Source organism: Parafrankia elaeagni, assembly GCF_000374165.1.
Classification (GTDB): domain Bacteria; phylum Actinomycetota; class Actinomycetes; order Frankiales; family Frankiaceae; genus Parafrankia; species Parafrankia elaeagni.
In genome coordinates this window covers 71226-95058 of record NZ_KB893712.1, presented here as the reverse complement: position 1 = coordinate 95058, position 23833 = coordinate 71226, and the positions used below count along the sequence as shown (strand labels likewise).

The following is a 23833-nucleotide window of genomic DNA, read 5'->3' as shown; positions in this document are numbered from 1 at the left end:
AGGCATGGGTGTGGCGACAGCAGCAGGCACGGTCCCTACCTCGGCGGCAGCCCCGGAACGGGCGGTGGCCTCGGTACCGCCGCGGCCGGGTCCAGCCGGATCCCCGGCCCCGGTTCCGGCCCCGGACGCGGCGGTGCGGCCGGCCCGGCTGGTCGAGACGCACACCTCCGTCCTGGTCTTCATGGGCGACCGGGTCTACAAGACCAAGAAGCCGGCCGACCTGGGGTTCCTGGACTTCCGCACGCGGGAGGCACGCCGAGCCGCCTGCCACGCCGAGGTGGACCTCAACCGGAGACTGGCGCCGGACGTCTATCTCGGTGTCGCCGACGTGGTCGGCCCCGACGGCGACCTCTGCGACCACATGGTCGTCATGCGGCGTCTCCCGGCCGATCGCCGGCTGTCCGCCCTCGTCGTCGCCGGCAGCGACGTCACCGGACAGCTGCGGGCCGTGGCCCGCCTGCTCGCCGGCTTCCACAGCCGCTGCGAGACCTCCGCCCAGATCACCGACGCCGCCTCTCCCACCGCGCTGCGCCGACTCTGGGACGAGGGCATGGCAGGCGTCCAGCCCTACGTCGGCACCGTTCTCGACCCCGCCACCATCGACGCCGTCGGCCGCCTCGCCGCCCGCTACCTGGACGGGCGCGAACCCCTGCTTCGGGAGCGCCAGCGCCGCGGACTGATCCGGGACGGCCACGGCGACCTGCTCGCCGACGACATCTACTGCCTCGATGACGGCCCCCGCGTCCTGGACTGCCTGGAGTTCGACCAGCGCCTGCGTGTCGGGGACGTCCTCGCGGACGTCGCGTTCCTCGCGATGGACCTCGAACGCCTCGGCCGCCCCGATCTCGCCGCCTTCTTCCTCGACCGTTACCGCGAGTACGCGGCGGAGAGCCATCCCGGATCGCTGGAGCAGCTCTACGTCGCCTACCGGGCGTTCGTCCGCTGCAAGGTCGCCTGCACCCGGCACGCCCAGGGCAACAGCTCCGCCGCGGCCGAGGCACGCGCACTCGCCGCTCTGGCCCTGTCGAGCCTGCGCCGCGGGCGGGTGCGGCTCGTGCTCGTCGGCGGGCCCGAGGAGTCGGGGCGCAGCCAGCTGGCCGCGGCGCTGGCCGACGCGGAGGGATGGACACTGCTGCGCGCCGAGAACCCGGCCACCGGGACTCCGTCCGCCGGAGCCGCCGGAGCCGCCGGGGCCGCCGGGGCCGCCGACAGCGGTCCGGACAGCGCGTCCGGTGACGACGCCGACGCGGGGTACGACGAGCTGCTGCGGAACGCGCGCATCGCGGCCGAGCGCGGCGAGACCGTCGTCCTCGACGCGCCGTGGGCCCTGCGCCGCGACCGCCGCCGCGCGGCGGCGCTGGCCCATGCCACCGCGGCCGACCTCGTCCAGCTCCGGTGCGCGCCTGCGGCTCACCCCCGGCCAGCGGCGCAGCCGGCACCGGTCCTCCGACCGGTCAGCCCGTCCTCCGGTTCCGGGTTCGCAGGTGAGCCGCCTTCCGCCGATCCCTGGCCCGAGGCGAGGACCCTTCCACACGCCGGCACACCCGAGGGCGTCCTGCGGGCCGCGCGGCGGGCGACGGGATGACGGGATGACGGGATGACGGCGACAGGATGACAATGACCGCGGACAACACTGCCGGGACGCAGACCCGAGCGCAGAGGAGAGTGAGCGCATGGTCACACGCGGGATGGTGATATCCGCCGATCAGGGGCGGGCCGCGGTGGAGGCCGCGGTCCTCGCCCCGTCGATCCACAACTCCCAGCCGTGGCGGTGGCGGCTGCGCGAGGACACCCTGGAGCTGTCCGCGGATCTGGCCCGCGCGGTCCCCGTCGTCGACCCGGACCATCGGCAGCTGGTGGTGAGCTGCGGCGCGGCGCTGCTCAACGCGTGGCTGACGCTGCGCACCGCCGGGCTCGACGTGGTGGTCGACGAGCTGCCGGACGGCGCCGACATCACCACGGGGAGGCTGGCCACCCTCCGGGTGGTGGGCCGCCGACCGCCCACGGAGGACGAGGCGGCGCTCACCGCGGCGATCACCCGCCGGCACACCGAGCGCCGCCCGTTCGACCCCGCCGACCTCCCGGCCGAGCTGACCCGTGTCCTGCGGCGGGCGGCCGAGGCGGAGGGAGGTTGGCTGGTCGCACTCGTCGACCCGGATGCCCGGGTGGAGCTGTCGGTGCTGCTGGCGCGGGCGGACTGGATCGAGACGCACGATCCGGCCTACCGGGCGGAGCTGCGGGAGTGGAGCCGCACTGATCCGAACGCGCCCGACGGCATCCCGCGCAGCGCGGTGGTCGGCTCCGGGCAGCCGCGCCAGTCGGAGTTCCCGCTCCGCGAGCTGGACGTCGTCGGCGAGGCCGGCCAGCGGCTGCGCCAGCTGGAGGTGGAGCACCCGGGCGTGCTGGTGCTCGGCACCGACGCCGACGCCGTGGCGGACCGGCTCCGCGCGGGGCGGGCGCTCGGCCGGGTGCTGCTCGCCGCGACGGCCGCGGGCCTGGCCACCTCACCGCTCGGCCAGGCGATCGACATCGAGGCGACCCGCGGCCTCGTCCGGCACACCACCGGCGGGAGCGGGGCCGCCCAGATGATCCTGCGGGTGGGCTACCCGGACCCGTCCGCCCCCGCACTGCCGGCGACCCCGCGCCGCCCGCTCTCCGAAGTCCTCGACACAGCCGGCTGACCTCCCGGTCAGGCCACGTGCGACCGGGTCTCCCCGCATGGCCGGGTCTCCCCGCGTGGCCGGGCACCACCGGCCTCGGCGAGAGCGGGGCGGGCGCGGGGATGCGCGACCTTCTCGACGAGGTCGCGGGCCTGCTGCTGCTGGCTGCTCCCCCACAGCGCGGCGATGCCCTGCTCGCTGACGACATGACTGTGCTGGAAGCTGGTCGTGGGTTCGGTCAGCGCGGGCACGACCGTGGACACGTCGGCCCTGGGATGCCAGCTGGGCAGGGCGATGACCGCCCGCCCGTCCCGTGCGTGCAGGGCGCCCACGACGAAGTCCGGCTGCCCCCCGAATCCCGACCACACCGTGCCGCGGATGTACGAGGCGTTCGCCTGGGCGTGCAGGTCGATCTGGAGCGCGGTGTTGATCGAGGTCATCGCGTGCTGGCGGGCGATGACGGCGGGGTCGTTGACGGTCTCGGTGCGCAGCAGGCGCACCCGGGGGTTGCGGTCAAGCCACGTGTACAGCTCGTCCGAGCCGAACACGAAGCTGGTCACCAGGCCTGCGTCCGGGTCGAGGGCGCCCGCCCGGTCGAGCGCGAGGACACCGTCGGAGAACGTCTCGGTCCACACCCGCAGCCCGCGGCGGCCCGTGAGCGAGGCGAGCGTGGCATCGGGCACCGCCCCGATGCCGAGCTGCAGGGTGGCACCGTCGGCCACCAGCGCGGCGACTCTGCCGCCGATCTCCCGCTGGACGTCGCCGGCCGGCCGTGGGGTGGGGCTGGCCAGCGGCAGGTCGACCTCGACCGCCAGGTCGACGGCGTCGCAGGAGATCTCACCGTCGCCGAACGTGTAGGGCATCGCGCGGTTGAGCTGGGCGACGACCAGACCGCCGGCCGCCCGGGCCGCCTCCACCGCCGCGGGAAGGATGTTGACCTCGGTGCCCATCGACACCTGTCCGTCGACCGGGCGGCTGGTGTGCAGGACGACCACGTCGGGGCGGTGCGCGCCCGCGAGCAGCCGCGGAACCAGGCTGAGACGGCTGGGCAGGTACTCCAGACCCGGGTGACCCCGCATCCCGGGGCCGACGAACGGCGTCACCGGGATCACGCCTGCCCGGTTCGGGACGCCGTGCTGGGCGTTGAGGACGAACAGGCGGTAACCGGCCAGGGCGCGGTCGAGCGCGCCCAGGGCGACGGTCGGGGTCGCGAAGTTGCCGGCCGCGACCACCTTCGGCGGCTGGTCGCCGTGGCCGGCCAGGCGGGCGGCGATCAGATCCGCCAGCAGATTCTCGCTCACGGTGCGCATACCCGTATCGTCCCGGCTTCGCCGGGCCGTCGCGAGGGCTGTCGGCCGGGAATCCACCCGGCCTCAGGCGTGGAGGACGGCGACCGGGCAGTCCGCGTGCAGCACGCACTGGTGCGCGGTGGAGCCGAGCACCAGTTCGGCGAAGCCGCCGCGCCCCCGGGTCCCGATCACGAGAAGCTGGGCGTCGGCCGACGCGTGCAGCAGCGCGCGGGTCGGGGTGTCGTCGACCGCGAGCTGACGGACCTCGAGGTCGGCCTCGTCGTCGAGATCGGCGGTCGCGACGTCGGCGAGGAGCCGCTCGGCGTCGGTGCGCAGCGAGGGGTAGAACTCGTCCACGGCCAGTCCGAAGCTGGTGATGTTGACCCGGTAGCCGTGCACCAGGTGCAGCGGCGCCCCACGCTCGGCGGCCTGCGCGGCGGCCCAGCGGACGGCCGCCTGCGACGGCTCCGAGCCGTCGACGCCGACCACGACCGGCCGCCGGTCCTGCGGGGCGGCCTCGTCCGCGGGGCCGGCCTCGTCGGCGTGACCGGCCTCGTCGGCTGTCCCGCGGACGACCACGACCGGGCCGGAGGAACGGTGCAGGAGCCGGTGGGCGACCGAACCGGCGAAGATGCGGTGGGCCAGGCCCGGGCCGCGTGCCCCGACCACGGTCACCGCGGCGTTCTTGGCCTGGGCGACGAGGGCGTCCACCGGGTCCTGGTCGACGACGAGCCTGCGCAGCTCGACCGCCGGCCGCGGTGCCGGGACGCGGGCGATCGTCCGGTCGAGCATCTGGGCCGCCGCCGCCGCGAGAGCGCCGTGCTCCGCGGCGGCGGCCGCCTGGTAGACCGGCCGAGGCAGGCCGTCCGCGGTCCATCCCAGCAGGGCCGTGACCGGGCGCCGCTCGACCTCGGCCAGCCGGTAGGCCCAGCGCAGCGCGGCTTCGGAACCTGCGGAGCCGTCGATGCCGACGAGGATCTCCCGGATGGGTTCGGTGCTCACGGCTGCCTCCTGGCTGTTGGCCGCCCCCCGTTCGGGGGCGGCGTGAAGTGCCCCCCCAGCGTGGCCCGGCGGGAGGATCGCCGGGACCGACGAAGGTCCCGCCGGCACGGGGCAGGAGGTCGGGCGGGCCGGCGTCCCGATCGTCCCCTGACGGCCCGGCCCGAAAGGGGCATCGTCTTCCGCGGAGGGAGTCGGACCACGGCGGACGATCCCGGGGCGCGGATTACTCGGCCGGGCCCGGATCACCGTACGTCGATGGTCGTGACGCATTTCGTCCCGAACACGTCTGGAGGCGTCGATGCTGGTTCAGGAGAGTTCGGTGCAGGAGCTTCGTCTCGACAGCCGGGAGACCGTGGAGACGCACACCGCGATCCTCTTCCTGACCGAGGACCGCGTCTACAAGCTGCGCAAGCCGGTCGACCTCGGCTTCGTGGACCTCAGGACCCGGCAGGCGCGGCTGGCGGCCTGCGAGGACGAGGTGCGCCTCAACCGTCGGCTGGCCCCGGACGTCTACCTCGGCGTCGCCGACATCCGGGACGAGAGCGGTCGGCCGCGCGACCACATGGTCGTGATGCGCCGGATGCCCGCCGACCGCAGGCTCTCGGAACTGGTGCGCGGCGGCGCCGACCTGACCGGCGAGCTGCGCGCGATCGCCCGCACGATGGCGGCCTTCCACGAGCGCTGCGAGACCTCGCCGGAGATCTCCCGGACCGGTGGGCTCGCCAACCTGGAGGCGTTGTGGCTGACGGCGATGAACGCCGTGGCACCCTTCCGCGGCTCGATCCTGGACGCCGGCACCGTCGACGAGATCGGCCGGCTGGCCCTGCGGTACCTGGCCGGGAGGGGCCCCCTGCTGGCGGAGCGGCAGCGGGCCGGCCGCATCCGCGACGGGCACGGTGACCTGCTCGCCGACGACATCTACTGCCTGGACGACGGCCCCCGCGTCCTGGACTGCATCAACTTCGACCGCCAACTGCGGGTCGGAGACGTTCTCGCCGACGTCGCCTTCCTCGCGATGGACCTGGAGCGGCTCGGCGCCCCGGCCGCGGCCCGGACCTTCCTCGACGCGTACCGCGAGTTCTCCGGCGAGACCCATCCGGCGTCGCTGGAGCACCTCTACATCGCCTACCGGGCGTTCGTCCGGGTACGCATCGCCTGCATCCGCGACCATCAGGGCGATCCGGACGCCGCCGAGGAGGCCCGCCGGCTCGCCGACATCGCGCTGGCGCACCTCCGTCGAGGCCGGGTGCGGCTGGTGCTGGTCGGCGGGCTGCCCGGCACGGGCAAGTCGACACTGGCGAGCGGTCTGGTCGCCGCGCAGGACGAGTGGGCCCTGCTGCGCTCGGACGTGGTGCGCAAGGAGCTCGCCGGTCTCGCCCCGCACGTCGCGATCGATGTCGCCCCCGGAACCGGTATCTACAGCGCCGAGTCCACCGAGCGCAGCTACGCCGAGCTGGTCACGAGAGCCCGGCGGGCGCTGGAGCGCGGGCAGAGCGTCGTCCTCGACGCCTCGTGGTCATCCCGGCCGTTCCGGGAGCTCGCGGCCGAGGCGGCGAAGGAGACCGGCGCCGACCTGACGCAGGTGCGCTGCGTGGCGCCGACGCGGATCGCCGTCGCCCGCATCGCGTCGCGCCGCGCCGTGCGGGCGTGCGGCACCGGCGCGGACGCCTCGGACGCGACCGGTGCGGTGTACGCGTCGATGGCGCACCAGGCCGACCCCTGGCCGACCGCGGTCGACGTCGACACCACGGCCTCCGTCCCGGAGACGGTCGCCGCCGCGGCACGGATCGCCGACTGACGCCGACTGACGCCGACCGGCGCCGACCGGCGCCAAATGACGCCGACTGACGCTGACCGGCACCGCCGCCGGAACACCCGCCAGCCCAGAACATGCGCTTCCGCAGTGAAGGAGAGAATGCGATGACCGGAATCGTGGTCGGAGTGGACGGGTCGGCCGACGCAGAGGAGGCGCTGCGGTGGGCGATGGCGCAGGCGGGCCGGCAGGACTGCCCGCTCACGGTGCTGCTCGCCTGGGATCCGAAGCACTGCCCGCCCGCCGTGTCCGCGGTGACCGCGACGGCGGGCGCGGAGAAGGCCGGCGCCGGGACGGCGGGCGAACACGAGACCGAGGCCGCGTCCTACCACCTGCTGCAGACCGCGATCGGCCGCGCGGCGCGGCTCACCCGGCCCACCGCGATGGTCGAGAGGGTGGAGCGCCGGGACGCCGCCGAGGCGCTGCTCGACGCCTCGGCCGAGGCGGAGATGCTGGTCCTGGGCCTGCACGGGGCCAACCGCAAGCACCGCCTGTTCGCCGGTTCGGTCACCGACATCTGCCTGCACAGGGCACGGCCGACGGTGGTCGTCGTGCGGTCCGGCCACCTCCGGCCGACGGGTCCGGTGGTCGTCGGTGTGGACGGTTCCGCGGCCTCGGTCGCGGCGCTGCGGGTGGCCGCGTCGCAGGCCAGGTCACGTGAGACCAGCCTGCGTGTGGTGCACTCCTGGCTACCGGCGGCCCCGCTCTACCCGGGGGGGTACGCAGGGCTGGACCTCCCGACCCTGAGGAAGGCGGCGCGGGCGCTGCTGGACGACTGCGTCGCGCAGATCCAGAAGGAGAACACCGACCTGCGGGTCGAGCAGGTGCTGGTCGAGAGCGCGGCGGCGGCGGGCCTGCTCCGGATGTCCACCGACGCGAGTCTGCTCGTCGTCGGCGCCCGTGGCCACGGCGGGTTCGCCGGGCTGCTCCTCGGCTCCGTCAGCCACCAGTGCGTGCACCACGCCGGCTGCCCGGTCGCCGTCGTCCGGGCAGCCGACTAGCCCTGTCTTCAGGTGCCCGACCAGGTCCACTCCCGAACCTCGGGCAGGTCCTCGAAGTGCTCGGTGACGTGGGCGTGGTGGCGGGTCAGCTGCTCCTGGCAGTGACTGACCAGGCGGTCCGTGCCGGGACGGGTCGTCCGGGCGAACTCCACGGCGAGCTGGGCCAGGTGATAGCGGCTCAGGCCGTTGCGGACGACCATGTCGAACGGAGTCGTCGTCGTGCCCTGCTCGGTGAACCCGCGAACATGGAACCGCTGCGGGTTCGCCCGGCCGTGCAGCAGCTGGTGGACGGCCCGGCTGTAGCCGTGGAAGCCGACGACGACGTCCGTCGCATCGGTGAACAGCGCGCGGAACATCGGCGTCGAGAACCCGTGCGGATGCAGGTCCGAACGCAGCAGGGCCATCAGGTCCATGACGTTGACGACCCGGACGGCCAGGCCGGGCACGTATCGGCGGAGCAGGTCCGTGGCCGCGAGGATCTCCAGCGTCGGCACGTCACCGATCCCGGCGAGGACCACGTCGGGCTCCCGGCCGAGGTCGACCTCGGTACCGGCCCAGTCCCAGACCGATCCGCCGCGGGCGGCGTGCTCGTCGGCCTCGTCGGCGCTCAGGTACTGCAGGTGCGGCTGCTTGTCGGCGACGATCAGGTTGACGTGGTCGCGGCTGCGCAGGCAGTGGTCGGCGACCGAGAGCAGGCTGTTCGCGTCCGGCGGCAGCCAGACCCGGACGACCCCGGGTGAGAGCGGCACGGCCGTGTCGATGAGCCCCGGCCCCTGGTGGGAGAAGCCGTTGTGGTCATTGCGCCAGCAGGTGCTGGTGAGCAGGACGTTCAGGCTGGGCACGGGGGCGCGCCACGCCAGCCGGCTCGCCTCCTGGAGCCACTTGGTGTGCTGGATGAGCATCGACGCCGACACCATCGCGAACGCCTCGTAGGTGGCGAACAGGCCGTGCCGGCCGGTCAGGGTGTAGCCCTCCAGCCAGCCCTCGCACAGGTGCTCGGAGAGGACCTCCATCGCCCGGCCGGCCGGGCTGACCCGGTCGTCGCGCGGGTCGGTCGGCGCGACCAGGCAGCGGTCGGTGACGTCCAGGATCGCCCCGAGCCGGTTGCTGGCCAGCTCGTCCGGGCTGAAGACCCGGAACGTGGTCGGGTTGTCCCGGTAGACGTCGGCCAGCAGCTCGCCCAGCGGCCGGGTCGTCTCGTGCACGAGGCTGCCGCGCCGCGCCGGGTCGACCTTCAGCGCGTGGGCCCGCCAGTCACGCAGCCGCAGCGGCTCGGTGCGGACGCCGCCGTTGGCGTAGCTGGTGGCGCCGAGGCGCGCCGAGCCCTCCGGGGCGAGGGCGGCCAGCTCGGAGACGAGTCGTCCGTCGGCGTCGAACAGCCGCTCCGGCTCGTAGGAACGGAGCCAGGTCTCGAGCTGGGCGAGGTGCTCGGGGTTGTCCCGCACCCCCGCCAGCGGCACCTGGTGCGCGCGGAACGTGCCCTCGACGAGGACACCGTCCACCTCGTGCGGGCCGGTCCAGCCCTTGGGCGTCCGCAGCACGATCATCGGCCAGATCGGCGCCTCGGTGACGGTGTGGCCCGGCTGCCGGGCCGTCCGCTGGATGTCGCGGATGCGGCTGTGCGCGGTGGTCAGCGCGGCGTCGAAGGCGCGGTGCACCTCGCGGACATCGTCGCCCTCGACCCAGAGGACGTCGTAGCCGTGGCCGGCGAAGAGCTGGTTCAGCCGCTCGTGGGGAAGCCGGCCGAGCACCGTCGGGTTGGCGATCTTGTACTCGTTGAGGTTGAGGATCGGCAGCACCGCGCCGTCCCGGGCCGGGTTGAGGAAGTCGACGCCCTTCCAGCTGCCCTCCAGTGGGCCGGTCTCGGCCTCACCGTCGCCGACCACCGCGGCGACCAGCAGATCGGGATGGTCGAACACGGCGCCGAAGGCGTGGACGAGCGCGTAGCCGAGCTCGCCGCCCTCGTGGATCGAGCCCGGCGTCGGGACGCTGACATGGCTGGGGATGCCGCCCGGGGTCGAGAACTGCCGCACCAGCCGGGTCAGCCCGGCGACGTCGGGCGACACACCCGGATAGATCTCCGAGTAGGTGCCCTCCAGGTAGGTGTTGGCGACCAGCGCCGGCCCGCCGTGCCCGGGGCCGGCGACATAGACGACGTCCTGACCGGTCCGGCGGACCAGCCGGTTCAGGTGGGCGTAGACCAGGTTCAGCGCCGGCGACGTCCCCCAGTGCCCGAGCAGCCGCGGCTTGATGTCGCCGCGGCTCAGCGGCCGGCGCAACAGCGGGTTGTCCATCAGGTAGATCTGCGCCGCGGTCAGGTAGTTCGCCGCGTTCCAGTAGTCGATCAGCCTGCCCAGCTCGGACTCGTCCAGATGATCGGTCACGGTACTGATCGCCTTCCGTTCGGATTCCTCAGAAGCAGGCGCCGCCCGCGGTCACTCCTCAGCGCTACACCGTGGCCTGTCTCAGCGATCGCCCCAGCTGTGCGCCCCACTCCTCGGCCCGCTGCGCCTCGCCATCGACCAGGGGCCCCTCCGTCCCGGTGACGTAGAAGCTCGGGCCCCGCTCGGCGTGCTGGAAACCGCGCTTCCGCAAAGCTCTGAAGACTGCCTTCGAGGCGGTGCCCGGCTGGAAGCGCATCTTCATCGACGTGTCGAACGACACGACGCGCAGATCGGCCCGGGGGGCAGCCCGCTCGATCCACTCCCGAATTCCGCCACCCGGCTCCTCGCCCGCGGTGGCACCCTTCTCGACAGCCTGGCGCCGGGACTGTTGCCTCGGCATCGAGAAAGCATGGGTAGGTGCGCCGACCACCAGGAGCTCCAGATCGACGGGAATCCCGGCCGCCGTCTGGTCAGGACCGACAACGGTGACGGAGTCGGCACCAACCGCACTGGCGAGGCCCACCGCGACAGAACGGGCAATCGTGAGGGTGTTGCCGAAACAGGATTCGGTGACAATCAGAACGGCCATCGCGGCGCCTGCCTGTTCGTTGTTCTCCGTACCGGATGGGTAGTCCGGCCCTTCTATTCTCACACTTCGTTTCCCGGCCGCGGGAGACCGTAGTTCCCGGCGTTTCGTGACTTTGGTCCCGGCTCTCGGAGGCGCGGATATTGTGCCGGTACGCCGGCGTTCCCGACCGGATCCCAGCCGGCATCGCCGTGCGGGCAGTCATATCGCGGCGGCGACGCGGCCCTCGCTGGGCACGACGGTCACCGGGCAGCGTGCGTGCAGGATGCTCTGGTGGCTCACCGAGCCGAGCAGCAGTTCGGCGAAGCCGCCCCGACCGCGATGACCGACGACGAGAAGCTGCGCGTCCTCGGCCTCACGCAGCAGGACCGGGCTGGGAGCCTCCGGCGTGACGACCGTGTCGACGATGATCCCGCCCGCCCCGGCCAGGCCCTTCGCCACAATCTCCTCCAGGGCCTCCTCGGCCCGGTGGAGCAGGCTCGACTGCCCGGCGAGGAGCAGCTCCGGGTACAGCACCTCCGTATGCCCCAGTGCGTGGACGACCCGCAGCGGCGCCCGGCGAAGGGTGGCGGCCTCGGCGGCCCAGCGCAGCGCGCCGACCGAGTTGACCGAACCGTCGACACCGACGACGACCGGGCGCGAAGTCGGGTGCTCCTCGGCCTTTCCCCGGACGACGACGACCGGAATCCGCGCGTGGTTGACCACCCCCTGGGCGACCGAACCCGTCACCACGCGGTGGATCGGACCGTGACCGTGCGACCCGACGACGACCATCTCTGCTCCGACCGAGCTGTTCTCCAGCGCGGCCACCGGCGAGGCGTCGACGACGAGCCGGGTCACCTCGACCCCTGACAGGCCTGCGCGGCCGATGGCCTGGTCCAGCGCGGTGGACGCCGCGGTCTCGAGGTCGGCGGGGTCCGTCGGGCCGGTCTGGAGGGCTCGGCGGTACACCTCCCGCTGCAGCCCGTCCCCGCCCCACGCCAGCAGTGCGGTAATGGAGCACTCGCGCAGGCGCGCCTCCCGTAACGCCCACCGCAGCGCGTCATCGGAACCTTTCGAACCATCCACGCCGACGAGAATCCCGCCACCCATGTCCTACCACCCGTCTCCGCCGACGACCGGGAGCCGCCAGTCCGCGTTCCGCTCGTTCGAATGTCCCACCGTGGACGGAGCGGATCACCCGCCCTTTGTTCGGCCGCGCCCGGCCCATTGATCCCGGGCAGTAAGGACCATCGTCCTGGGAATCTCCTGGAGCAGGCCCGTGCCTTCTTCGGCAGGCCACGGCCGAACCGTTCGACGAGCTCGTCGCGGCCGGCGGCAGGTGGTCAGTAGCGCCAGTCGTCGGTGGAGGCGTCGGCGCCGCGTTCCGGTTCGAAGGCGAGCCGGTAGCCGCGTTTGGCCACGGTCTGGATGATGCGGGGGTCGCCGAGCGCGGAACGCAGCCGGCCCACGGCGACCTCGACCGCGTGCTCGTCGCCGCCACCGGGTGGGAGCAGCTCGCGGCGGGTGACGACGTGACCGGGGCGGCCGGCGAGGCGGCGCAGCAGCGCCATGCTGGTGCGGCTGAGTGGGACGAGCCGCCCGTCGACGACAGTGGCCTGGCCGCGGATGTCGAGCCAGTGGTCGGCGGCGGGCAGCAGCTGCCCGCGTCGGCGCGGGATCTGCTCGACGATCTCCCGGACCAGGGCGCCGAGCCGGGCCCGCCCCGGCTGGATGACGGGGATGCCCCGGGCCAGCAGCGGGCCGGCGGTGACCGGCCCGACGCAGCTCGCCACCACCGGGCCGAGCAGCGCCTCCCGCACGGCCTCGCCGAGGCCCTGGTCGTCGGCGGCGCGCAGGAAACTCACGGCGGCGGGGGCGCTGGTGAACGCGACCGCGTCCAGCTCGACGGTGGCGACCGCGTCGATCACCCGCCGCAGCGGCGTGGTGTCCTCGGGTGCGATCCACCGGTACACCGGGACCTCGATGACGTCCGCGCCGGCGAGCCGCAGCGTCTCCATCAGGTCGGGCAGCGGTTCGCCGTGCAGCTGGACGGCGATGCGGGTGCCCTCGAGGTCGTGCCGTTCGATCAGGTGCTCCAGCACCTCGTTGGACGACTCCGACTCCGGTGACCAGGCCTCGCGCAGGCCGGTCGCGCGGATCGCGCCGCGGGCCTTCGGGCCGCGGGCCAGCAGGGTAGCCGAGCCGATCGCCTTGGTCAGCGGATCCAGCAGGTCCCAGGTGTCGGCGGCCTCCATCCAGCCGCGGAAGCCGATGCCGGTGGTGGCGACGACGACGTCCAGCGGCGCGGTCAGGCAGCGCTCGGTCGCCTGCCGCAGCTCGGTGTCGTCCGCCAGCGGGACGATCCGGATCGCCGGGCCGTACAGCACCTTCGCCCCGCGGCGTTCGAGCGCGGCGCCGAACTCCTCCCGCCGCCGTGCCGCGGTGATCCCGACGGTGTACCCGGCCAGGGGCTCGACGTCTAGGGAACCGCCGGTCACGCCACCTTCACCTCCACCATCCCCGTGCGGGCGCGCACCTCGTAGACGGGTACGGAGACACCGTCGTCGTCCAGGCACTCTCCGGTGCGCAGATCGAAGGTCTGTCTGTGCAGAGGAGACGCTACCGTCAGGCGCTCCGCCCGGCTCCCGACGATGCCCCGGGCCAGCACGCAGGCGCCGGTGAACGGGTCGGAGTTGCCGATCGCGAAGAGCTGCCCGTCATGGCAGCGGAACAGGGCGAGCTGCAGGTCGCCGACGAGTGCCGCGACGCCGCGTTCCGGCAGCAGGTCGTCGTAGCGGCACACGGTGGTCCAGGTCATCGCTGCGTCCTCCCTCGTCATCGGGCCGGGGCGGCCGGGGCGGCGGTGGCCGCGGTGGCCGCGGTGGCCGCCGGGGCGGTGGCGGCCGGCAGGCCCAGAAACGCCGGCCGGGGCTGGCCGCGCTCCGTTACGAAGGAGATCGTCGGATCGGGGGTGTCCGGGGCGTTGACGAACGAGACGAACCGGCGCAGGCGCACCGGATCGTCCAGCACCGCGGCCCACTCGTCCTCGTACGCGCCGACGTGCCGCTCGATCGCCGCGTCGAGCTCCGCGGCGATGCCCAGCGCGTCGTCGACGAGGACCGAACGCAGGTAGTCCAGCCCGTCGACCTGCTCACCGCCGGGGCCGGTCGACAGCGACTCGACCCAGGCCGACGTCCGCTGCAGCCGCTCGGCGGTGCGGACGTAGAACATGATGAACCGGTCGATCGTGCGGATCAGTGTCTCGGTGTCGACGTCGGTGAGCAGCAGGTCGGCGTGCCTCGGCCGGAAGCCGCCGTTGCCGCCGACGTGGAGGTTCCACCCGTTCTCGGTGGCGATCACGCCGATGTCCTTGCTCCGCGCCTCGGCGCACTCGCGGGCGCACCCCGACACCCCGGCCTTGATCTTGTGTGGTGAGCGGATGCCCCGATAGCGCAGCTCGAGCTCGATGGCGAGTGCGAGCGAGTCCTGGACGCCGTAACGGCACCAGGTCGACCCGACGCAGGACTTCACCGTGCGCAGTGCCTTGCCGTAGGCGTGCCCGGACTCGAATCCAGCGTCGACGAGCCGCCGCCAGATCGCCGGCAGCTGCTCCACCCGGGCGCCGAGCAGGTCGATGCGCTGCCCACCAGTGATCTTCGTGTAGAGGTTGAAATCCCGGGCGACCAGGCCGAGGGCGACGAGCTTCTCCGGTGTTATCTCCCCGCCGGGAATTCTCGGCACCACCGAATAGGTGCCGTTGCGCTGGATGTTGGCGAGGAACGCGTCGTTGGTGTCCTGGAGGGCGGCCTGCTCGCCGTCGAGGATGTGGCCGTTGCCGAGGCTGGCGAGAACGGAGGCCACGACCGGTTTGCACACGTCACATCCGCGGCCGCGGCCGTATCGGCCGACAAGCTCGCTGAACGTCCTGATCTGGTGGACGCGGACGAGGTCGAACAGCTCCGCGCGCGAGTGGTCGAAGTGCTCGCACAGCGCCCTGCCGACCGTCACTCCGCTCTCGGTGAGCAGCGTCGAGAGCATCGGGACGCACGATCCGCAGCCGCTGCCGGCCTTCGTGCAGGCCTTGATCTCGGCGACGGTGGTGAGCCCCGAGCCGACGATCGCGGTGTCGATCGCCTCCCGCGTCACGGCATGGCAGGAGCAGACCATCGCGTCGGCGGGCAGCGCGCCGACGCCCACCGCACCCCCGCCCCCGTCGCCGCGAGGCGCGAGCATCGCGAGCGGGTCGCCGGGCAGCGGCCGGCCGACCAGCGGACGCAGCGATGCGTATTTCGAGGCGTCGCCGACCAGCACCCCGCCGAGCAGGGTCGTCGCGTCGTCGGAGACGACGAGTTTGGCGTAGGCACCGGCGACCGGATCGTTGACGGTCACCTCCAGCGCGCCTTCGGTGACGGCCAGCGCGTCGCCGAAGCTCGCGACGTCCACCCCGAGCAGTTTGAGCTTCGTGGCGGTGTCCGCGACACCGAACTCGGAGCGCCCGCCGAGGAGCCGGTCGACGAGCACGGAACCCATCGCGTACCCGGGAGCCACCAGCCCGTACACCTGGCCGGCGACGCAGGCGCACTCCCCGATCGCGAAGACCGCGGGGTCGGCGGTCCGGCAGCCGGTGTCGACCGCCACCCCACCCCGCTCGCCGACGACCAGCCCCGCCGCCCGTGCCAGCTGGTCCCGGGGACGCACGCCGGCGGCGAAGACCACCAGGTCGACGGGCAGCTCGGTACCGTCGCCCAGAGTGGCCAGCAGAGGAGCAGGCCGGCCGGGTGTCGCTGTCCCGGCCACCGAGGCGGCGTGGGTACCGAGATGGACGGTGACGCCGAGCTCCTCGACGAGCCGCCGCAGCAGCGCCCCGCCGCCCTCGTCGACCTGTAGCGGCATCAGTCGCGGGGCCATCTCCACCACATGCACGCCCAGCCCGAGCAGGCGCAGCGCCCGCGCGGCCTCCAGACCGAGCAGACCACCCCCGACCACGAGACCCGCCGGTGCGGCAGCGTTCCCCCGCGTCGCCGCCCGGAGCGCGGTTGCCCGGAGCGCGGTTGCCCGGAGCGCGGCCGCGCGGATCGCGTCCAGGTCGTCCAGCGTCCGGTAGACGAAGCAGTCCGGAAGGTCGGCGCCGGCCACCGGCGGGACGAACGGCGCGGAGCCGGTCGCCAGCACGAGCGCGTCGTAGCCCACGATCCGTCCGCGGCTGGTGGTGACGGTCCGGGCGGCACGGTCGAGCGCGAGGACGGCCTCGTCGACGTGCAGCGTGTAGCCGTGCCCGTCGTAGCAGCCGTCCGGGACGAGGTCCAGGCTCTCCGCGCCGGCGCCGTCGAAGTACGACGACAGCGCCACCCGGTCGTATGCCCGGCGCGCCTCCTCCCCGAAGACGGTGACCTGCCAGCGCCGGTCGATGTCGCGCTCCCGCAGCGCCTCGACGAAGTGCTGGCCGACCATGCCGTTGCCGACCACGACGAGACGGCCGCCCGAATCCGTTCCCATGACCAGCCCCACCTGCGCCCGGATCCGCCACGGCCCGGCTTCGCTCATGGTCGCCAGGAACTGTTATCCCGAACGCGCGGAGGCGTTAACACCCGGGCAAGGAGTGCTCACCGCCGCCGGGACGCCGCTGTGCGTCCGGCGCAGCCGTTCTCAGGACGCCGAGACCAGCCGCGCGGAATCGGCGTCGAGTGCGCGCAGCGGTCCGGCGAGCTCGGAGCTGAAGAACGCCGGGAAAGCATCCGGGTCAGGCCCGCAGTTCATCAGGACGAGCTGGTCGAAGCCGGCCGCGGCGTACGGTGCGCAGGCCGCGAGGTAGCGGGCCGGGTCGGGGCCGTAGGCGAGATGTTCCGCCAGGTCGTCCTGGGTCACCGTGGTCGTGGCGGCGGCGAAGTTCGCCGGGTTCGGCAGCTCGCTCATCACCTTCCAGCCGGTCACCGCCCAGCGCGTCGTCCGCAACGCGGCGTCCAGCGCGGTCCGCTCGTCCGCCGCGAAGGCCACCGACACCTCGGCGTACCGCGGGCCCGCCCCGCCCGCGGCGGTGTACGCCTCGACGAGGCTCCGTTTCGGCTCGGTGGCGAACAGCCCGTCGCCGCACTCCGCCGCCATCCGCGCGGAGCGTGCTCCGCCGGCCGCGATGGCGATCGGCGGGGGCGCCGCGGGCAGGTCGAACACGCGGGCGTCCTCCAGCCGCAGGTAGCGACCGTCGTACGACTGATACCCGCCCTTCCACAGCAGCCGGATGATGTCGACGGCCTCCCGCAGCATCGCCTGGCGCCGGGCCACCGCGGGGAACTCGCGCCCGACGACATGCTCGTTGAGCCGCTCGCCGGAACCCAGGCCGAGGGTGAACCGGCCGTCGGAGAGCAGGGCGACCGTCGCCGCCGCCTGCGCGATCACGGCCGGGTGGTAGCGGATCGTCGGGCAGGTCACGCCGGTCGCCAGGCCGACCCGGTCGGTGGACTGCGCGATGGCGCCGAGCAGCGACCAGGCGAACGCGGAATGCCCCTGCTCCTCCAGCCAGGGGTGGAAGTGGTCGCTCAGCTCGACGAAGTCGAAGCCGGCGTCCTCGGCGGCCTTCGCCTGGCGGACGATCTCCTTCGGGCCGTACCCCTCGGTGATCAGCTTGTATCCGATCCGCATCATCACTCCCTCGGGAAGTCGTCCGACTGGTCAGCGTCCGACCGGTCAGCGTCGGGTGGGGCCTCGTCGGGTGGGGCCTCGTCGGGCGGACCTGCGGACGGCAGCAGCGCCGAGCGGCCGTCGCGCCAGGCCGCCAGGACCCGGGCCGACCACCGCCCCTCCACGGCCATGATCGCGCGGGCGCCGAGCAGCACGTCCGCACCCAGCTGCGGCTCCCCGCGCACGAGGTTGCCCGCGAGCGCCTCCGCGGCGAGCGTCTGGTGGTGGGCGTCCGCCACGACGTGCACGGAGAAGAAGTGGCGGGCGCCGGCCGGCAGCCCGTGCCGGCGCAGCGCGGCACCGTAGGCTGCCATCGGCTCCACGGAGGTCATCTCGAACACCGCCAGGTGGCCGACGAGCGCCCCCCGCAGCCGCCGGTGCAGGCCGAAGAAGGAGGCCAGGTTCACCGACGCGAGCGCGGCGCCCGGCACGCGGTCGAGGTAGGCGCCGTAGCCCGCGTCCAGGCCGAGGCCGAGCATCGTCACCCCGAACAGGTTCTGGTGGACGTCCCGCGCGGTGCCGTTGCCGTACTCGTCGGCCTGGATCTCGACCAGCGCGGCCTTCGCCGGGCCGGTCAGCCGCGGGATCGCCCACGAGTGCGGGTCGGCCTCCTTGAGCTGCAGCGGCGAGCGGAGGATGGCGAACTCCCGGAACTGCTCGAGCGAGCCCTGCTCGGCCAGGTACGCCGACACCGACGGGCCGGACGGCCCGGCGATGACCGCGCGCAGCGCCGCCGGGATGCAGTCGCCGGCGCGCGGGTCGCACGCCGGCATCGGCACCGTCTCGGCCTCGCGACGGACCAGGTCCTCCAGCTCCTCCTCCAGGCGGTGGCGCAGGGTCAGCAGGGAGGGAGCCCACTCCCACCGCTCGTCGACCCCGGCGAAGCCGCGGTAGTGCAGCTCGTACAGGCAGTAGAGGGCGAGTGCGCCGTCCTCCCCGCAGAGGACGTCGTCCGCCGGCGGGGGTGCGGGTCCGAGGTCGCTGCTCGCCGGCCGCCGCAGCGCGTCGGTGACGAAGGCGCTGAGCGGCCCGCGGGGGCGCGGCAGCTGTCCGGGCCTGAGCTGGTCGGGAAGCAGGACTGTCCCGTAGCGCACCTCCGCCCCCGGGAGCGCCTCGGCCGGCGCGTCCGCCGCCGCGGGGAACGCGGGGAACGCGGGGAACGCGGGAAACGTGCCGGTCGTGGGCATCAGATCCTCCTCGGTTCCGCACCGGCGGTCAGGACCCTGCGCAGGACGTCCGCCCGCCCGGCGTCGGCACTCCCGGCGTCGGCACTCCCGGTGCGCAGCCAGGTGACGCCGGCGAGCAGGTAGTCCGTCCCGGAGCTGAAGGCCCGGCTCTCGGCGCGCAGCTCGTCGATGCGCCCGTGGACACCGGGCCGGCGGCTGTGCGGGCCGAACGTGATGGGGCACACCGACCAGTCCTGCACCGTGTAGCCCGCGAGCCGGGCATGCTCGATCACCCCGAGCGGGTCGGCGATCGACGCGACCATCAGCATCAGGACGTCGAACGGCCCGGACAGCAGGCGCCGGGTGACCTCCGCGCCGCTTTCACCGCCCCACAGCTCCGGCGTGCCCGCGTCGTCGGCCGGCGCCGCCAGATAGGGCGGATTGGCGACCGCGATCCGTTCCGGACCGTCGAGAGCCCGCTCGAAGAAGTCACCGGGTTCCACCGTGTAGCCGGGCGGGCCCTTCGCCTCGACGAGGTGGACGGCCACGCGGAAGGAGTCCGGGTCACGCTCGAAACCGCGCACCGGCACCGTCGCCTCGCAGCGCGACAGGGCTTCGATGACCGGCAGGCCGGTGCCCGCGCCGAGTTCGACGATGCCGCCGGCCAGGTGGGGGGCGGCCACCGCGGAGCGGAGAAGACGTTCCACACACCAGGCGTAAAAGGTCGATTCCACCGTGTCGTAGAACATGGGCCTCCCCCGGGTACGCCATGCGGCTGCCCCTCGGCGTGCCCTGGATCGGGTGCGTAACGCCCCGAACGCCGTCGGCCGGCCCACGCGGCCCACGCGGCCCACGCGGCTGGCCGGCTGGCCGCAACGCCCGACAACCGACACGGACCGAGGGTCCGTTTTTCCTGCCCGCAACGGCATGGACGTTGCATACTCCCGGAACGGGAACGTGAGTGAGGAGCAACGGGTGCCGAAGGGCTACGTGATCCTGACCGAGACCATCCACGACCCGGCGGGCATGGCGGAGTACAGCAGGCTCTCCGGGGCCTCGCTCGCCGAGCACGGCGGCCGGGTGCTCGTCGTGGACGATGACGTCGAGGTCCTCGAAGGCTCCTGGCCGGGCCGCCGGACGATCGTCATCGAGTACGAGTCGGTCGAAAAAGCACGTGAATGGTACAGGTCCGCGGGCTACCAGGCCGCGCTGCCGCTCCGGCAGGCCGCGGCCGACTGCAACGCCGTCATCGCGTCGGGCTTCGCACCGCGGGCCACGGCGCCCGACTGATCATTTTCTGATCACAGCCCGATCACGGCCTGATCCGGACGGACGAGTGCTGTGACCGGGATGAGCACCGGTTTCCTCCACCACACGGGCAGCAGGCCCGACGAGGGCGGCCAGTGAGCGGCCGCGGATGGGACGGGACGGCGAGATGAGAACGGCGATGAGCAGGCCGACCATGCTGGACCGGCGATGACGACGGGGCAGCCGCAGGAGACTACACACGAGGCGACACCAGCACCGGCCCGGATCGAGCCGCTGCCCGTCGAGGACTGGAGCGAGGACGCGGCGGAAACGCTGCCGAAGTACTTACGGCGCCCCGAGCTCTTCCTCTCGGGCCGCCCGGACGCGCTGCCGATGCCGACCTCGCTGCGCCTGTTCGCCCACCACATCCGCCTGACCGAACCGTGGCTCGCCTTCTCCGAGGTGCTGGCCAGCAAGGACTCGGTGCTGGATCCGCGGCACCGCGAACTCCTCGTTCTCCGCGTGGCCTGGCGGACCCGCTCGTCCTACGAGTGGACGCATCACCTGCGCATCGGCAGGCACAGCGGTGTCACCAGCGAGGAGATCCACGCCATCCCGCAGGGCGCCGCCGCCGACCTCTGGGCGCCGCTGGAGCGTGCCATGCTGGCCGCCGTCGACCAGATGATCGACCAGTTCCGCGTCGACGACGAGACCTGGCAGGTGCTCGCGTCCCACCTGGACAAGCCACAGCTGCTGGAACTGTCGTTCGTCATCGGCAGTTACCTCTGCCTCGCGCAGGTCCTCAACAACGTCGGGCTGCAGGCCGAGCCGCCGACCGAGGCCATCGACGCGCCCACGCTCCCCGCCCTGGGAACCTGACCCGCCGGGAACCCGACACGCGCATCTCGTCCGGCCCGGTCGGGTCAGCCCGGCGCGCTCTCGCGCCGGGCTGACCCGACCGGGCACCAGGCCGTCGACGCCCGCCCGACAGTGCAGATCACGAGGCCAGTCGCCCGGCCGGACGCCCATGGGATAGGAACATCGGATGGCCAGCAGGCACCAGGCCGGTCCGACCGAGCCGACCACACGCGACCAACTACTCGACGCCGCCGAGCACCTCCTGATCGAGGAGGGCTATGCGGCGGTCACCTCGCGGCGCGTCGGTGCCCGGGCCGGACTCGCACCACAGCTTGTGCACTACTACTTCCGCACCATGGACGACCTGTTCCTGGCGGTGTTCCGACGCCGCGCGGACGTCGGGATCGACCTGCTGCAGGACCTCGTCCGGTCCCGGCCGACACTGCATCAGCTGTGGGAGCTGCGCGAGGTCGGCCTCACCACCACCACGTTCAGCCTGGAGTTCATGGCACTCGCCAACCACCGCAAGGCGATCCGCTCGGCGATTGTCGAGTACTACCACCGTTACCGGCAGCTCCAGCTGGACGCCTTCACCGCGGCGCTGGCGGATCTGGGCGTCCCGGAGGAACGCTGCCCGCCGCTGGTGGCCCAGCTGGTGATGGTCGGCGTCACGCAGCTGATCGCCATCGACGGCGAGGTGGGCCTCGGCTCGGGCTACGAGGCCGTGGTCTCCTTCATCCAGCAGCAGATCGACAGCCTCGCGGCGGGAGAACCCGCCACCCGCTTCCAGGCACCGTCCGACCAGCGCTGACAGGTCCGACCCAAGCTGACAGGTCCGACCCGCGCTGACAGCACGGACCCGCGGGACCAGGCCTGCGGGGGCGCGGGCTCCCGGAAGCCTCGTGAATGCGCCGCGAAGGAGCGGTGAAACCGGCCCTGCCCAGGGTTCCCAGGTGTCGCATCCGCCACCGAGAGGACATCCCTTGGGAGCCCCACCCGCAGTCCAGGCCCGCGGCCTGGTCAAGACGTTCCGCGACCAGCGCGCCGTGGACAGCATCGATCTCGACGTCCGCCAGGGCGAGATCTTCGGTGTGCTCGGCCCGAACGGCGCCGGGAAGACGACGACCCTGAAGATGCTGGCGACACTGCTGTCGATCGACAGCGGCCGGGCCGAGATCTTCGGGGTCGACGTCGCCGCGCATCCGCACCGGGTGCGGCAGCTCATCGGCGTCACCGGCCAGTACGCCTCGGTGGACGAGGATCTCACCGCGTCCGAGAACCTGTGGCTGTTCGGCCGCCTGCAGGGCCTGAAGGCGGCGGAGGCCCGCGCCACCACCCGCCGGCTGCTGGAGCAGTTCGGTCTCGAGGAGGCCGCCGAACGCAGGATCTCCGAGTTCTCCGGTGGCATGCGCCGCCGGCTGGACCTCGCCGCCTCCCTGATCACCCGCCCGCCGCTGATCTTCCTGGACGAGCCGACCACCGGCCTCGACCCGCGGACCCGGGGTCAGATGTGGGACACGATCCGCGGCCTGGTCGCCGACGGCGCCACCGTGCTGCTCACCACCCAGTACCTGGACGAGGCCGACCAGCTCGCCGACCGGGTGTGCGTCATCGACCACGGCCGCAAGGTCGCCGAGGGCACGCCGGACGATCTGAAGGCGCAGGTGGGCGAGTCGACCCTGCAGGTGCAGCTCGCCCCCGGGGCCGACCAGGCCGCCGCCGCCGAGGTGGTGCGCCGCATCCTCGGCGAGGAGCCGGTCCTCACCCCCGAGTCCGGCCGGATGAACGCGCCGCTCCCCGACGCCGACCGGGCCGCAGACGTTCTCGCGGGCCTGCGGGCGGTGGGCGTCTCCATCCGCTCGGTGAGCGTCGCGCGGCCCACCCTCGACGAGGTGTTCCTCGCTCTCACCGGCCATGATGTCCCCCCTGCCAACCGGGCGGACAGCGCGGACAGCGAGCCGGGCCCCGGCGCCGTCGGCGTCCCCGACGACCGCGGCAGTGTCACCCCCCTGGAGGTCGCCCGATGAGCACGACTGTTCTGGAGGCGCCGGCCACCGTCCTGGACGCCTCGACGGCGCTCGCCCGCACCCATGGTCGGCCCGGCATCCGCGACACCGTCACCCAGACGCTCGCGATGGCCTGGCGGGCGCTGAAGAAGATGCGCCGCAATCCGGAGCAGTTCTTCGACGTGGCATTGCAGCCGCTGCTGTTCACAGCGATGTTCGCCTACGTCTTCGGCGGTGCGATCTCCGGGGACGTCGACAGCTACCTGCCGCTGCTGATCCCCGGCATCGTCGCCCAGACGGTCCTCACCACCTGCATGGCGACCGGGGTGCAGCTGCGGGAGGACATGGACAAGGGCGTCTTCGACCGGTTCCGGTCGCTGCCGATGTCCAGGGTCGCCCCACTGGCCGGCCCGATGGTCGCCGACCTGGTGCGCTACCTGATCGCGGCGGTGCTGACCTACCTGATGGGGCTGCTGCTCGGCTACCGGCCCGGCGGCGGGGTGCCCGGCGTGGCCGGGGCGGTGGTGCTCGCGGTGGTCACCGGCTGGGCGATCGCGTGGGCGTTCACCTGGATCGGCACGCTCGCCCGCAGTGCCCGCGGCGTGCAGGGCATCTCGATGATGATCCTGTTCCCGCTGACGTTCCTGTCCAACGCGTTCGTGCCGGCTGACACCCTGCCGGGCTGGCTGGAGACCTTCACGAAGGTCAACCCGGTGTCACATCTCGTCTCCGCGACCCGGGACCTGGCGAACAACGGCGCGATCACCGCCCAGGTCGGCTGGACGCTGCTCACCGGCCTGGTGGTGATCGTCATCTTCCTGCCGCTGTCGGTCGTCAGCTACCGCCGGAGCCTGTAGGACGGCGGGCGGCGGGGCCTGCCCGGCCAGTCGCTCGACCAGAGCGTCGGTCTCGCCGAGCAGCTCGCTGCTGCGCCGCCTGCCGATCTGCCCCTCGGCGCGGGCCAGCGCACCCGGCGCCCGCTGTTCCGCAGCCGCCTCCACCCAGTGCCAGTCCAGCGGGGAGATCAGCGCGAAGTAGCCGAAACGCCGGGCCACGGCCAGCAGCCAGGCCGCGTCCGCGGCCTGGTCGCCGGCCGGCCCGACCCGCAGCAGCCAGGCCCCGAGGGCGAACAGGGCCGTGCCGAACACCGGGTAGTCGATGTG

20 protein-coding genes are annotated in these 23833 nt (G+C 73.2%); 9 read left to right on the top strand and 11 right to left on the bottom strand.

Annotation, left to right across the window (positions count from 1 at the left end; genetic code table 11):
• Positions 1-4: 4 nt before the first annotated feature.
• Together B207_RS0107960 and B207_RS0107955 are read left to right on the top strand one after the other, a co-directional pair.
• On the top strand, positions 5-1585 hold the full coding sequence (locus B207_RS0107960) for an AAA family ATPase (protein ID WP_026310812.1): 1581 nt from the start codon (positions 5-7) through the stop codon (positions 1583-1585).
• A gap of 88 nt (positions 1586-1673) precedes the next feature.
• Positions 1674-2681 (top strand): Acg family FMN-binding oxidoreductase, encoded by a 1008-nt coding sequence (locus tag B207_RS0107955; protein WP_018635991.1) that lies wholly within the window; start codon positions 1674-1676, stop codon positions 2679-2681.
• Positions 2682-2689: 8 nt separating this feature from the next.
• Here the strand turns inward: B207_RS0107955 and B207_RS33045 are convergent, their stop codons facing one another.
• Entirely contained in the window at positions 2690-3970 is a 1281-nt protein-coding gene (locus B207_RS33045) for an acetyl-CoA hydrolase/transferase family protein (RefSeq protein WP_018635990.1), read from the bottom strand.
• A gap of 63 nt (positions 3971-4033) precedes the next feature.
• Complete coding sequence (locus B207_RS0107945; protein ID WP_018635989.1) at positions 4034-4951, bottom strand: universal stress protein; 918 nt, start codon at positions 4949-4951, stop codon at positions 4034-4036.
• A 298-nt stretch (positions 4952-5249) separates the two neighbouring features.
• Here B207_RS0107945 and B207_RS0107940 point away from each other — a divergent pair, with 298 nt between their 5' ends.
• Together B207_RS0107940 and B207_RS0107935 are read left to right on the top strand one after the other, a co-directional pair.
• Positions 5250-6749 (top strand): bifunctional aminoglycoside phosphotransferase/ATP-binding protein, encoded by a 1500-nt coding sequence (locus B207_RS0107940; RefSeq protein WP_018635988.1) that lies wholly within the window; start codon positions 5250-5252, stop codon positions 6747-6749.
• Positions 6750-6871: 122 nt separating this feature from the next.
• A complete protein-coding gene (locus B207_RS0107935) occupies positions 6872-7765 on the top strand; it encodes a universal stress protein (protein ID WP_018635987.1) in 894 nt (297 codons plus the stop codon).
• Between the two features lie 8 nt (positions 7766-7773).
• Here B207_RS0107935 and B207_RS0107930 read toward each other — a convergent pair whose 3' ends face one another.
• From B207_RS0107930 to B207_RS0107890, 9 genes are all read right to left on the bottom strand, one after another.
• Positions 7774-10149, bottom strand: a complete 2376-nt coding sequence (locus B207_RS0107930) for a phosphoketolase family protein (protein ID WP_018635986.1) — start codon at positions 10147-10149, stop codon at positions 7774-7776.
• 64 nt (positions 10150-10213) lie between these two features.
• On the bottom strand, positions 10214-10738 hold the full coding sequence (locus B207_RS0107925; protein WP_018635985.1) for a flavodoxin family protein: 525 nt from the start codon (positions 10736-10738) through the stop codon (positions 10214-10216).
• A 198-nt stretch (positions 10739-10936) separates the two neighbouring features.
• Entirely contained in the window at positions 10937-11827 is an 891-nt protein-coding gene (locus tag B207_RS0107920; RefSeq protein WP_018635984.1) for a universal stress protein, read from the bottom strand.
• Positions 11828-12060: 233 nt separating this feature from the next.
• Positions 12061-13215 (bottom strand): uroporphyrinogen-III synthase, encoded by a 1155-nt coding sequence (locus B207_RS0107915; RefSeq protein WP_018635983.1) that lies wholly within the window; start codon positions 13213-13215, stop codon positions 12061-12063.
• Positions 13212-13535 (bottom strand): nitrite reductase small subunit NirD, encoded by a 324-nt coding sequence (gene nirD / locus B207_RS0107910; RefSeq protein WP_018635982.1) that lies wholly within the window; start codon positions 13533-13535, stop codon positions 13212-13214. The genes B207_RS0107915 and nirD overlap by 4 nt, the downstream gene beginning before the upstream one ends.
• A gap of 17 nt (positions 13536-13552) precedes the next feature.
• Positions 13553-16213, bottom strand: coding sequence for a nitrite reductase large subunit NirB (gene nirB / locus B207_RS0107905; protein WP_035740286.1), 2661 nt, complete (start codon positions 16211-16213; stop codon positions 13553-13555).
• Between the two features lie 150 nt (positions 16214-16363).
• Positions 16364-17353 carry a TIGR03557 family F420-dependent LLM class oxidoreductase gene (locus tag B207_RS0107900; protein WP_035740285.1) on the bottom strand — a complete coding sequence of 330 codons (990 nt, stop codon included), beginning with the start codon at positions 17351-17353 and terminating at the stop codon, positions 16364-16366.
• Between the two features lie 2 nt (positions 17354-17355).
• On the bottom strand, positions 17356-18579 hold the full coding sequence (locus tag B207_RS0107895) for an iron-containing redox enzyme family protein (RefSeq protein WP_018635979.1): 1224 nt from the start codon (positions 18577-18579) through the stop codon (positions 17356-17358).
• Entirely contained in the window at positions 18579-19307 is a 729-nt protein-coding gene (locus tag B207_RS0107890) for a class I SAM-dependent methyltransferase (RefSeq protein WP_018635978.1), read from the bottom strand. The genes B207_RS0107895 and B207_RS0107890 overlap by 1 nt, the downstream gene beginning before the upstream one ends.
• A 226-nt stretch (positions 19308-19533) precedes the next feature.
• Here B207_RS0107890 and B207_RS0107885 point away from each other — a divergent pair, with 226 nt between their 5' ends.
• The 5 genes from B207_RS0107885 to B207_RS0107865 all read left to right on the top strand — a co-directional run bounded on the left by B207_RS0107885 (position 19534) and on the right by B207_RS0107865 (position 23527).
• Complete coding sequence (locus tag B207_RS0107885) at positions 19534-19848, top strand: DUF1330 domain-containing protein (RefSeq protein ID WP_018635977.1); 315 nt, start codon at positions 19534-19536, stop codon at positions 19846-19848.
• A 186-nt stretch (positions 19849-20034) separates the two neighbouring features.
• Complete coding sequence (locus B207_RS0107880; protein ID WP_018635976.1) at positions 20035-20685, top strand: carboxymuconolactone decarboxylase family protein; 651 nt, start codon at positions 20035-20037, stop codon at positions 20683-20685.
• Positions 20686-20851: 166 nt separating this feature from the next.
• A complete protein-coding gene (locus B207_RS0107875; protein ID WP_018635975.1) occupies positions 20852-21475 on the top strand; it encodes a TetR/AcrR family transcriptional regulator in 624 nt (207 codons plus the stop codon).
• Positions 21476-21647: 172 nt separating this feature from the next.
• A complete protein-coding gene (locus tag B207_RS0107870; protein WP_018635974.1) occupies positions 21648-22691 on the top strand; it encodes a daunorubicin resistance protein DrrA family ABC transporter ATP-binding protein in 1044 nt (347 codons plus the stop codon).
• On the top strand, positions 22688-23527 hold the full coding sequence (locus tag B207_RS0107865; protein ID WP_018635973.1) for an ABC transporter permease: 840 nt from the start codon (positions 22688-22690) through the stop codon (positions 23525-23527). The genes B207_RS0107870 and B207_RS0107865 overlap by 4 nt, the downstream gene beginning before the upstream one ends.
• The last annotated feature ends 306 nt before the right edge of the window (positions 23528-23833 follow it).

Bases quoted from the DNA above. Each gene is read 5' to 3' on its own strand.
- B207_RS0107960 (WP_026310812.1), top strand. From the start codon at position 5: ATGGGTGTGGCGACAGCAGCAGGCACGGTCCCTACCTCGGCGGCAGCC.
- B207_RS0107955 (WP_018635991.1), top strand. From the start codon at position 1,674: ATGGTCACACGCGGGATGGTGATATCCGCCGATCAGGGGCGGGCCGCG.
- B207_RS33045 (WP_018635990.1), bottom strand. From the start codon at position 3,970: ATGCGCACCGTGAGCGAGAATCTGCTGGCGGATCTGATCGCCGCCCGC.
- B207_RS0107940 (WP_018635988.1), top strand. From the start codon at position 5,250: ATGCTGGTTCAGGAGAGTTCGGTGCAGGAGCTTCGTCTCGACAGCCGG.
- B207_RS0107935 (WP_018635987.1), top strand. From the start codon at position 6,872: ATGACCGGAATCGTGGTCGGAGTGGACGGGTCGGCCGACGCAGAGGAG.
- B207_RS0107925 (WP_018635985.1), bottom strand. From the start codon at position 10,738: ATGGCCGTTCTGATTGTCACCGAATCCTGTTTCGGCAACACCCTCACG.
- B207_RS0107920 (WP_018635984.1), bottom strand. From the start codon at position 11,827: ATGGGTGGCGGGATTCTCGTCGGCGTGGATGGTTCGAAAGGTTCCGAT.
- nirD (WP_018635982.1), bottom strand. From the start codon at position 13,535: ATGACCTGGACCACCGTGTGCCGCTACGACGACCTGCTGCCGGAACGC.
- nirB (WP_035740286.1), bottom strand. From the start codon at position 16,213: ATGGGAACGGATTCGGGCGGCCGTCTCGTCGTGGTCGGCAACGGCATG.
- B207_RS0107900 (WP_035740285.1), bottom strand. From the start codon at position 17,353: ATGCGGATCGGATACAAGCTGATCACCGAGGGGTACGGCCCGAAGGAG.
- B207_RS0107895 (WP_018635979.1), bottom strand. From the start codon at position 18,579: ATGCCCACGACCGGCACGTTTCCCGCGTTCCCCGCGTTCCCCGCGTTC.
- B207_RS0107890 (WP_018635978.1), bottom strand. From the start codon at position 19,307: ATGTTCTACGACACGGTGGAATCGACCTTTTACGCCTGGTGTGTGGAA.
- B207_RS0107880 (WP_018635976.1), top strand. From the start codon at position 20,035: ATGACGACGGGGCAGCCGCAGGAGACTACACACGAGGCGACACCAGCA.
- B207_RS0107875 (WP_018635975.1), top strand. From the start codon at position 20,852: ATGGCCAGCAGGCACCAGGCCGGTCCGACCGAGCCGACCACACGCGAC.
- B207_RS0107865 (WP_018635973.1), top strand. From the start codon at position 22,688: ATGAGCACGACTGTTCTGGAGGCGCCGGCCACCGTCCTGGACGCCTCG.